Genomic DNA, 8,477 nt, shown 5'->3' with positions numbered 1-8,477 from the left:
CAATCGGAGTATCAGAGGGAGCGCTTCAGGTCGTTACACCGTCATTTCACTCCTCAAATCATTAGTTCTACACAAGAAAATCTTGTGTGCCTAACCTTTTCAGTTAGGAACGTTTCGCACCATAAAACGACTTACAGTCTATGCATAGATAATCGCCATGAGGTTCAAAATTATAGTCAAAATACATCCAATCCACCTCTTTTTTAGCTCAATTATACGAACGTTTGTTCGTTTTGTAAAGCGAACAAAACCTAAAGTTTAGAGAAATGAAGCGAAAAATATCCTATTTACTTAACAGTTATAGCAATTAAAAAGAATCCATGTTACAATAAAGTTACTGGTAATATTAAAGGGTAGGAGGGGTTGTAATGGACACCAATCAAGCATTAGAACGCTTAGAACAAGCAGGGATTACCTCTAGCAAACAGATGTTGCGTCGCTGGTTGCGACAAGGGAAAATCGAAGCCACACTCATATCTAAAAAACAAGGCTATGAGATTGACGAGAAAAGCTTAAAAGAGTTTATTGTCCGCAAGCAATTCATGGAAACCGACAACCCCTTAGAGCACCAACTGGCTTATCAGAAAGGCTATCAAGCAGGCGTGCTCGACGGGCGAAAGTTGGCCACGGCTGAAGCCATTGAACGCAGAGACGCCATGATTGCTTATCAAATCAAAGAATACGAAAAAAGCTTGATTTTGAAGAAATGTTATGAGGAAACGATCGAGATCAATTATTTTGATGAGAAACTCCCACAAAAAGTCAAAAAAGCCTTAGACACCTTTGGTTCACGAAAGGTAACTTTTGGCATTTTAGGCCAATTCGCCTTGTTTGAGAACGTCGATTTGATTGAATTAACCGATTTACCTTATCCGAATCGAACCCTACAAAAACGCTTGGAAAACTGGTTGGTGGAGCAGTACAAGTAATGCTTAAAAGCAAACAAAAAAAGAAACCACCCTGCAAACCGCTTTGTTGAGAGTATTGAACTAGCTACGGAGCAACACAAAGTTGGATTTTAAGCAAAATCATGCTATAATGAATATGCGAAATGTGAAGATTTCGAGCATTTGTAGCACAAAAGCCAATCCTACAGCGAATAGGATTGGCTTTTTTTTCGTTCGATGCGACGGCGAACGTGTGGGTTAGTGACAACTTGCTTAGTTATCGTCTCGCTTACCTAACCAATAAACAAATAGTCCAGCGACTATTTCCACGAAAAGTGGCGCGATAACCAATGTGAAGAAGTGTTTTAGCATTTGTAGCACCCCCTTTCGGGGCAAGTTGCCATTAGTCAGTATAGCATATTTTCAACTGCAATAATGATTGATATCTGAAAAAATCCAATGTGTCAGAGAGCGATTCTAAGCACATTTCAAAAATTATCCTTCATAGTTGATGGAACAACCACTTTAAAAATCGGTCGAAATTTTTCTATTTAACTGATATTTTGAAATCAGGATCATCAGCTAGAATTTCCTTCATTATTTTCTTACAAAAACTACGAATATCAACAAATCGCTTCATATCGTTCTGATCGTTCATCGACTCTACTTTTTTATAAGTCTTCAATCGCCCAGATCTATAACTTCGAAGATATCGATCTGTATCAAACCAATATTTCCCTTCTCTGACTATCCGTTCATTCTCAATCACAGGCGCTACCCCATGATATTGATAATTTGGATGTTTCGTAATGTCATACTTATTATCCATAAACGGTGGTAAGTTTGTAATCATGATAATCGCTTTATCTCGATCCATTTTTTGAATTTCATCAGGTGTCATCAAATCTCTACCCAATTTTGAATAATTCTGACCAAAACTGTCATTCTGACTTCTCGTTCGAGACGTGTTGAAATCATCAATTGTTCCTTTCCCCAATTGACCCGAAATCATCTTCAAAGTACTTTCTTCTTTCCCACCTAAAAAGACCAAGGTATCGCAATTCCCAACGATGGTATCAGAAGAATCTTTATAGATTGCTTTCAATTGAGAAAGTGTCTGTAAAATAGGCGTAGCCGAAATATTTCTTGAACGTATAGTGGCAATCAATATTTCAAAATTTGGAATCTCACCAGTATTTGCAAACTCATCAAACAAACAATTAATGTGTCTAGGCAAGGATCCATGATACTTGGTATCTGCAATCGTGATCATCGTATTAAACATTTGCGTGTACATAATGCTCGCAATAAAGTTAAAAGTCTTGTCACTATCAGGAATGAGGACAAATAAAGCAACCGGTTGATAGAGTATTTTTCCGTTCCTATCATACTGAATGTTCCCTTTTTCATCTCGCAAAATTTTGTTACCCAATTCTTCCAATTTCATTTCATCTTTACTCAATAATTCTCTGACTGCAGGAATGTTTAGCGGAGCCAATCGAGTCGCACACGAAATCAAAATACTCTTTGCGGTTTCTCCGGCCGCTAACTTAAATCCATGGTACTGTTTCACACAAAAAGCATCAGGGTTGCTTGCTTCTATATCCAAAAACATCTGATCCACTACACTTATATAGTTTTCATCATTCTCTTTGACTTCAAACAAAGCTAACAAGTCCACTAATGTCCCCAAATGCCGTTCTTTCGGTTCAAAATATTCAAGGATTGCCGAAATTAAGGCTTGATAGATTAATTTTTCGGTTGTCATCCAAAAATCTTCTTTGGCATCTTTCGCACTCGTATTCTTCATAATCGTTTCCACGACCTTCAAAATATCCTCTTCTTTTTTGATGTAGACCAATGGATTGTAATGCATCGATTTAGAAAATTCAATCAGATTTAATATTCGAATGTCATAATTTTTCTTCGAGCGTAAGACATACCCCAATTCATTCAATATCGTTCCTTTAGGATCCGTAATGATGTAATCACAGTTCATTTGCATGATGTTAGGTTTAACAAAGAAACGAGTTTTCCCACTACCCGAACCACCAATCACAAGCGTGTTCTTGTTCCGTTGCTTTTTTAAATCGGACACATCTTTATTATCGAGCGCCATTTTTACATTTTTTGAAAAAAGGATATTTTTTGAATCGTCTTTGCGGTTATACATACCTTGTAATTCTTTTTGAATATTTCCCCACGTTGCAGATCCATGCTCCACTCCTTTTCGATAAGTCTTATTATTCTCTTGTTTCTGTGACACCAAAAGTATCAACATAGCTGTAGCAATCAATCCTATACCGATATCCTTTAGCGTTAAAGCGATAGGAAAGGCTTCAAATACAACGGTTGGACGAGAAGTTAAATACATTAGTTTATTAAAAAATGTACCTGTATACCTCGTAAAAAAGTTTGAAACATAATTACTCAAAAGGAATACCAGCAGGTAAAAGATGATTTTTATTCTATGTTCTTTGATCCGCTCCAATAAATTACTCATTCGCTATCTCTCCTTTCAAATGAAGAAAAAGCGGCATACAGATGCCACTTTCAATTATACATATTAGAGAAGATTGCCCAACGCAGGGACTAAGATTTGACCAACCAATACAAGACCTGCACCAGACATAAATTGTTTCATTCCTTGTGATTTAGACCCCGGATTATCATTCCCATAACCTTCAATTAAATTGACAATCCCCCACAAGCCAAGTCCGCCACCAATCAATGTAACAACCGTTTGTAAAACACTAATTCCTTGTACAAAAAATTCCATAATAATAATCTCCTTTTTCATTTTAATTTATTTAACTTTCAAAATTTACACTCCTACAGGTTGAAGCTTTATGAATACCGATTCGTTGATTTGTCGATATTCAAAATCATATCTTTCCAATTCACTCGATTCAGTTAGCAATACCTTCTGGTCTAAAACAATCGTTGTATCTTGTCTAATCGCATATTCTTTGTAAAGCTGACCGTCTTCATAAACGACTTTTAATGTTTGACCATACGGTGCAACAATCGAGTATAAGTAATTATTTAACGGATCTAAAAAGGTAATCAAATACAATTTATTCTGTCCCAAATTATGAAGCTGAACCACCTGTTCAACATTGTTATTTACAATATTATTCTCTTCGTTATACGCCTTTACTTCCGCACGTTCCTTTTCCGTTTCTTGGATTTCCTGATTAAAACCTTCATCTACCTTCTTATTTTGCTCGTTCAAGACTTTTTGAACTTCGATGGCTATATCATTTCGACTAATCGGATATTCAATTGTTGTATTGATAATATCCGGAATATATTCCACCTTCGCAAACAAGGTCATATCGTTGGTAATCTTCGTTTCACTGGTAAATACTTCCGTCATTTGTTCGTCAGCATACCAATCATAAAATACCTTATTTTCTTCTTTTAAGGTCTGTAATACTGGTAAATCAATGGTTTCTTCCCAAGTCACCACCCTGCTTTCAATTTCTTCTTCTGTATTCGTTACAAAATGAAGTTCAAATTCTTCAGAAAAATCATCAATCCCATTATCGTTTTTATCTTGATATGTTCGAAATTCTAAAACAGTATCCTCATAAATGACTGTTTCATCAGTAATTTCATGCCCCTCTATCGTCCAAAATCCTTTGTAATCTGAATCAATCGACGGAGTAAGTAAAGAATTTTGCAAGTTCGTTCCCGCTTTATAACCTTGGCTAACATAATTAAGCGGTTGGTCTTTTTCGTAGAATCGACTGTGTTCACCTGTAATAAAGGTAAGGACAAAATCTTGCTTCTCTAGATACATAGGTTTTGCAGTATAATAAATTTCGTCACGCTGCAAGAAGCCATTTTCTAGTACTTTTTCTTCAAATTCCCAATCATCTAATAAAAGAGATTTAGTACTTGAAGCAGCATACAATGTCACCTTGCCAGTTTCTTCATCAAGGTCAATCTCATTCACGAATTCCCCCTGTTCATCTAAAATTTTCAAGGAACTACTTTCTTTGAACGACAACTCGTTAATCTTAATGCCGTTATCTTTAAAAACAGACACAGTCACATCTTTTAGGGAAGGAAGATATATTTTCTGATAGCCTATATATGTCCCAACACATAAAATGCAGATTGTCAAAATGACAGAAACTCCGATGATCAAAACTTTTTTATTCTTTAGTTTCTTCATGTTGTCTTCTCTTCCTTTCTCTGTGATTGGTTTGCAGTTGATAAATGCTAAATATCGGTTTATCTTTTTTCAGTTCTTTTTGTGCATTAGATGAATTAAGCGTCTGGAAAATTTCTTCCAACGTCATATCTTTTTTAGGAAAGTTAAAGATATCGGCTATCAGTTCTTTCAATTTCTCGGTTGTAATCGTGATATTTTCTTCGGGAAGTTCCCAATCTTTTTCTTTCAAAAATAGGAAGTAGCTATTCAAATAATAAATATTGGTTGGCTTCTCAATCGTAAAATTCCGTAGTTCAGTTTTCGTCACTGATTTCAACCGACCATCTAAATGATGTACCTTAGACTGATCCGCACACACCACGTTTTTAGCAATCAATAATTTTCTCAGCTCTGCATTTTTTACAGGCAACCGGAGAGTAATCTCCTCTCTGTCTAAATTTAGCAAGCTTGTTTTCACTTTATTAAATTTCATCGTCATCATCTTCGTCATCAAATTCTCCAATGTAAACATCTTCTTCATTCAGAAGTTCGTCCTCATCCGTTTTGTTTTTACTTAGTGGATTAAGATCTTTTAATTTCCCCAGAGTAAATTGATAAGCAAATAAGATGATTGCCCCTACACCAAGAATCCACAATGACCAATTGGTACTCTTTTTCGTTTGTTGTTGGCTTGCAGGTTCTGTAACGGTTTCTATCACTTGTTCTACTTCTTGTGGCTCCTCTTGGACAACGGAAGGTGCTACTTGATTAGAAGTAACGTCATTCAATGCAAGTTCTTCTCCATTCATTTCTGACAAAAAATAGACATTATTTTCTGTTTTGTCTAAATCAATAATGATGTAGTAAACGGAATGATCCGTTGCCTGAACCGTATAAAAAGCTTTCGATCCGGTAGTCGTAAAATCAACCACCGTACCGCTACCGTTATACTTTTCTCCGGTCACTGAAGCAGGCGTTTCAATCGGTGATTTAATCACTTCTTTATCTCGATTGGCTTGATCTTCACTGGTGACTCGTTCATCGTTAATAAATCCACCATCATCACCTTCTTCAACAGGAATTTCTTCTTCAACCACCGTCTCTGTGGTTTCGTCTTCAGCAAAAACTTGAACTGTTCCCATTGAAAAAGAGACAAGGAATAGAAGTAAGAATATTTTCTTCAACTTTTTCATTAGCTTTCTCCTTTACTTTGCTACGTGGTTCTCCGTTCGCCAATTAATCGTTCTGCTTCTTCGATATTCAAGCCCTGATCTTTAATTGTTTGTAACAGTCGGTTGACTTTGACCACTTCTACTTGTTGCTCCAATTCCTTCAACTGCTCTTTATATTTCTTCAAACGCTCTTCAGTTTTATTTATTTGTTCTTGCTTTTTTTCAATTTGCTCTTTAATTTTTTCAATATCCATCATGTATCCTCCATTACGTTTTACTTCAACCAACTGACCGGGTTAGTATAATTATTGTCTTTTCTTACTTCAAAATGTAAGTGAGCACCAGTCGAATCCCCAGTACTCCCCACTTGGGAAATCACCTGACCGGCTTTGACCGTTTCTTCAGTTCTAACCAATAATTTAGAATTATGTGCATATACAGTAACGACATTTCCTGCGTGTTGAATCATTACGACATAGCCATAGCTATTCATCCACCCTGAGAAGCTTACTACTCCGTCTGCCACTGCAATTACTGGGGTTCCTGTAGGAGCTGGAAAATCAGTTCCTAGATGGAAATGTTCTACACCTGTAATCGGGTGGACACGTCTAGAATAATGAGAACTTATCGTTGTAAATCCCGGCATCGGGTAAGGCAGTTTCTTGCCTTCCAAGTCAAATTCGACATTTACTAAAGACACATCTTCTCCGTTAAACGAAAGATATCTCATAGCTTTTTCTACATAACTAGGGTCTCCATAACTAGACCAACCCATTTTTTCTGCATGAATGGAAGAAAAAGAATTTGCTAACTCCTGCGTCCATTTCCCACCGTTGGAAGCCACATATGAAATGAATCCAATCCCATAGTTATAAGAATGTATGACTGTTTTCATATCCACGTCATATTTTTCTTGTTCCTTTAAAAGAGAATTCAAGTGTTTGACGCCGTATTTAATACTTTCCGTTGGATTGTCAATCGTATTCATTGACCAACCCTGAGACTCGCTTGATTGCATAATATCCGGCGTTTTTTTGCCATTTCCGCTACTTTCCAGCTGAATGATAACCAAAACTAAATCTAAATAATTTAACAGATTTTGACTTTTCAGCTCTGAACGAACCGCCGATTCCCATTGCAACACATCACTATTTAATTGTTGGCCGGCAAGCATTAAGTTAGACGAGGAGTTCTTTTCAACTCCAATCATTCCCATAAATCCACCGCCACCCAAAGCCATTAAAGGCGTCATGATTAAAGAAGGTATCAAGAGCAAGCAAGCTGCTCCGCCAACGATTGCCATTACTTTGAGATTTTTAACCAACTTTATCAGTTCAACTAGTTTTTCAATTGCTTTGGTAGTCGAAACATTCATTGAACCAAAGGAACGCATTTGAAAGGACTTGGAAATCGCTAGTGAATTCCCACCCACAAGTTTAGACTGAATGGCCGCTTCCTTCCGGATCTTTTTCCTTTTTCCTTTGATTTCTTTCGCCAACTTTTTATCTATTTTGACAATCTTTTTCTCTGTTTTTTCCAACTGATAGGCTTTTCGGTCAAAGCCAACTTTTCGTGCGATCAATTTATTAGATTCAAAGCTAACTTTACTTGCTACAGGAGAAATCATTTGATTGGCCAATTGGATACCGGTATCACTCTCTTCAATCTCTCGATTGAAACTATCCTTTACACTTGCACCTGCATCACTTATGGCTTTGACTGGACTAGTTACCGTCTTTTGAGCAAAATTCCTTTTACCTACAGCTTTTGAAGTTAATGGACTATCGAATGTTGATCGCTGAACCAGTTTTTCTTTTTTCTTCTCGCCAAGCGACCTCTCAGTCTTATGGGATTTTTTTGTCGGATCTCTTCCTACCGTCGCAGGCTCTTTTTTAATCAATTTCTCTTCTTTACTATCTAAGTAACTCAAAGACGTTTTTAACTTTTTAGATTTATGGAGAATTTGCTCTCGTTCGGTTAGCAATTTTTCTCTTTTTTGAGGTAAGTCTCCCGTTCTTACAAGAGGAATTTCTGACCGATTACTTCCTTGAATCGTCTTGATTTGATCTTTATGAATCTTTATTTTCCTTGTCTGTTTTAACCCTACAATAGGAGCGGTGGTCATTTTTACAACAACCTTTTTTGACTGTCCTATTGCTTTTTCCTCAATATAATCTGTTGATTTTTTTGCAAGATCATCAGTCGTGTTCACATTTCTATATACGTTTCTTCTCACGTTTTTACTCACGTTTCACA

The 8,477-nt window shown here is 36.6% G+C and carries 9 protein-coding genes; 1 reads left to right on the top strand and 8 read right to left on the bottom strand.

The window, feature by feature from the left end:
- The first annotated feature begins 368 nt into the window (after positions 1–368).
- Positions 369–929, top strand: coding sequence for a hypothetical protein (locus ACWODM_RS11555; RefSeq protein WP_455321526.1), 561 nt, complete (start codon positions 369–371; stop codon positions 927–929).
- Between the two features lie 231 nt (positions 930–1,160).
- Here the strand turns inward: ACWODM_RS11555 and ACWODM_RS11550 are convergent, their stop codons facing one another.
- From ACWODM_RS11550 to ACWODM_RS11515, 8 genes are all read right to left on the bottom strand, one after another.
- Entirely contained in the window at positions 1,161–1,259 is a 99-nt protein-coding gene (locus ACWODM_RS11550; RefSeq protein ID WP_455321525.1) for a type I toxin-antitoxin system Fst family toxin, read from the bottom strand.
- A 175-nt stretch (positions 1,260–1,434) separates the two neighbouring features.
- Entirely contained in the window at positions 1,435–3,390 is a 1,956-nt protein-coding gene (locus ACWODM_RS11545) for a VirD4-like conjugal transfer protein, CD1115 family (RefSeq protein ID WP_455321524.1), read from the bottom strand.
- A 63-nt stretch (positions 3,391–3,453) separates the two neighbouring features.
- Positions 3,454–3,666 (bottom strand): Maff2 family mobile element protein, encoded by a 213-nt coding sequence (locus ACWODM_RS11540; protein WP_455321523.1) that lies wholly within the window; start codon positions 3,664–3,666, stop codon positions 3,454–3,456.
- Positions 3,667–3,711: 45 nt separating this feature from the next.
- Positions 3,712–5,070, bottom strand: coding sequence for an InlB B-repeat-containing protein (locus ACWODM_RS11535; RefSeq protein WP_455321522.1), 1,359 nt, complete (start codon positions 5,068–5,070; stop codon positions 3,712–3,714).
- Positions 5,051–5,542, bottom strand: a complete 492-nt coding sequence (locus ACWODM_RS11530) for a hypothetical protein (RefSeq protein WP_455321521.1) — start codon at positions 5,540–5,542, stop codon at positions 5,051–5,053. Before ACWODM_RS11530 ends, ACWODM_RS11535 begins: the two co-directional genes overlap by 20 nt.
- Positions 5,532–6,242, bottom strand: coding sequence for a CD1107 family mobile element protein (locus tag ACWODM_RS11525; protein ID WP_455321520.1), 711 nt, complete (start codon positions 6,240–6,242; stop codon positions 5,532–5,534). The genes ACWODM_RS11530 and ACWODM_RS11525 overlap by 11 nt, the downstream gene beginning before the upstream one ends.
- A 20-nt stretch (positions 6,243–6,262) precedes the next feature.
- Complete coding sequence (locus ACWODM_RS11520; protein ID WP_455321519.1) at positions 6,263–6,475, bottom strand: hypothetical protein; 213 nt, start codon at positions 6,473–6,475, stop codon at positions 6,263–6,265.
- A 20-nt stretch (positions 6,476–6,495) separates the two neighbouring features.
- A complete protein-coding gene (locus tag ACWODM_RS11515; protein ID WP_455321518.1) occupies positions 6,496–8,469 on the bottom strand; it encodes a lysozyme family protein in 1,974 nt (657 codons plus the stop codon).
- Positions 8,470–8,477 lie beyond the last annotated feature (8 nt).

The organism is Enterococcus olivae, from assembly GCF_053760925.1.
This window is presented reverse-complemented; position numbering and strand designations above follow the sequence as displayed.